General features: G+C 64.9%; 3 protein-coding genes. All 3 read right to left on the reverse strand.

From position 1 onward, the window contains the following. The coding region (locus tag JOZ76_RS21490; RefSeq protein ID WP_291701616.1) for an NAD(P)(+) transhydrogenase (Re/Si-specific) subunit beta at nt 1–593 on the reverse strand (593 nt) is incomplete at its 3' end. 148 nt (nt 594–741) lie between these two features. Beyond that, nucleotides 742–1,059, reverse strand: a complete 318-nt coding sequence (locus tag JOZ76_RS21495; RefSeq protein ID WP_291701618.1) for a proton-translocating transhydrogenase family protein — start codon at nt 1,057–1,059, stop codon at nt 742–744. A gap of 14 nt (nt 1,060–1,073) precedes the next feature. Continuing rightward, the gene (locus JOZ76_RS21500; protein ID WP_291701620.1) at nt 1,074–2,201 is read right to left on the reverse strand and encodes a Re/Si-specific NAD(P)(+) transhydrogenase subunit alpha; all 1,128 of its coding nucleotides are present in this window, start codon (nt 2,199–2,201) and stop codon (nt 1,074–1,076) included. Nucleotides 2,202–2,303: the final 102 nt, after the last annotated feature.

Consider the following 2,303-nt stretch of genomic DNA (forward strand, 5'->3'; position numbering starts at 1 on the left):
ATCACGTTCAGCCAGAAGAACACCGCGCTGCCAGAGACGACGAGGCCGATGATGCAGACCACCAGCAAAACCGCGAGCGCGATATTGATCACGTGGCGCGCGGGCAGGATGATCGGGGCGCCGCTCATGCGCGCCGAAAGTTTCAGGAACGCGATCACCGAACCGGTGAAGGTCAGCGCGCCGATGGCGACGCCGAGCGACATTTCGACCAGGCTCTGCTGATGGACGTTGCCCGCCGTGCCGATGTCGAAGGCTTCCGGCGCATAGAACGCGCCGGCCGCGACCAGCACCGCGGCCATGCCGACCAGCGAGTGGAAGGCGGCGACCAGTTCCGGCATCGAGGTCATCGGCACGCGCCGCGCAATCACCGCGCCAATGCCGCCGCCGATCGCGATACCGAGGATCACCAGCACCCAGGCGAGGCCGTCGGCCGGCGGATGATTGGCTAGCGTGGTCAGCACCGCAATCAACATGCCGGCCATGCCAAGCAGGTTGCCGCGGCGGCTCGAGGCCGGGCTCGACAAGCCCCGCAGCGACAGGATGAACAGCACACCTGCCACGAGATAAAGAAGTGCCGACAGATTGGCGCTCATCACCGGGCCCCCTCAATTGTCATCATCCGCGAAAGCGGATGATCCAGTAATCCCTGGCGTTCGTTATCGACCGCACCGCCTCGGCGTACTGGATGCCCCGCTTTCGCGGGGCATGACGGGCTAATCTTGAAAACGTTCATCGCGTTCGTCACTTGGCTTTCTTCTTGTACATCGCCAGCATGCGCTGGGTGACGAGGAAGCCGCCAAAAATGTTCACGCAGGCGAAGATCAGCGCGATGAAGCCAAAACCGCGCGCGAGAGCCGAGCCGCTGGAGATGGTGACGACCCCGACCGCGAGCAGCGCGCCGACCACGATGACAGAGGAGATCGCATTGGTCACCGACATCAGGGGGGTGTGCAAGGCCGGCGTCACCGACCACACCACGAAATAGCCAACGAACACGGCCAGAACGAAAATCGACAGCCGGAAGACGAAGGGATCGACGGCCTGCGCGACATGCTCCATGGCTTCTCTCCTTCTTAGGCCTTCGGCTGGAAATTCGGATGGATGACGGCGCCGTCCCTGGTCAGCGCGGTGGCCTTGACCAGTTCGTCGTCCCAGTTGACGGCCAGCGCCTTGGCCTTCTTGTCGACCAGCGTCTCGATGAACGAGAACAGGTTGCGGGCATAGAGACCGGACGCTGAAGCAGCGACCTTGCCGGCGAGATTGGGCAGCCCCACGATCTTGACGCCATCAACCTCGGCCGTCTCGCCGCTCCTGGCGCCCTCGACGTTGCCGCCGCGCTCGATCGCAAGATCGACCAGCACCGAGCCGGGCCGCATCGATTTGACCATCTCGGCGGTGATGAGGCGCGGCGCCGGGCGGCCAGGGATCAGGGCGGTCGTGATGACGACGTCCTGCTTCTTGATGTGCTCGGCGGTGAGCGCGGCCTGCTTGGCCTGGTACTCTTTCGACATCTCCTTGGCGTAGCCACCGGCGGTCTGCGCGTTCCTGAACTCCTCGTCCTCGACCGCCAAAAATTTGGCGCCGAGACTTTCCACCTGCTCTTTGGTCGCCGGCCGCACGTCGGTGGCGGTGACGATGGCGCCGAGCCGCCGCGCGGTGGCGATCGCCTGCAGGCCGGCGACGCCGACACCCATGATGAACACTTTTGCCGCGGGCACCGTGCCGGCGGCCGTCATCATCATCGGAAAGGCGCGGCCAAATGCCTCGGCCGCTTCGATCACCGCGCGATAGCCGGCGAGGTTGGCCTGGCTCGACAGCACGTCCATGACCTGGGCGCGGGTGATGCGCGGCATCAACTCCATCGCAAAGGCGGCGACACCGGCCTCCGCCATCGTCTTCAGGGCCGCGTCGTTGCCATAGGGATCCATGATGGCGATGACCAGCGCGCCGCGCCTGTACTGGCCAAGCTCGGAGGCCTCGGGCCGCTTCACCTTGATGACGACGTCGGCGTCCTTCGCCGCATCCGCAGCGACATCGGCGCCCGCGGCGGAGAAATCCGTATCCAAGAGGCCGGACTTGATGCCGGCACCCGGCTCGACCGCGACGTCGAAACCGAGCGCCTTGAATTTCTTCACCGTATCCGGCGAGGCCGCGACCCGCGGCTCGGACGGATCGATCTCCTTGGCGACGGCAATCTTCATGAGGCCTCCGGCGGCGCGGGCGCGCGCGGGTACTTAAGAGCGCGGGTACTTAAGAGAGAGTGATTGGAAAAGTTCTCTTCATCGTTGAAGAGCCCGCCGAGG

It is taken from the genome of Bradyrhizobium sp., from assembly GCF_019244115.1.
Lineage (GTDB): Bacteria > Pseudomonadota > Alphaproteobacteria > Rhizobiales > Xanthobacteraceae > Bradyrhizobium.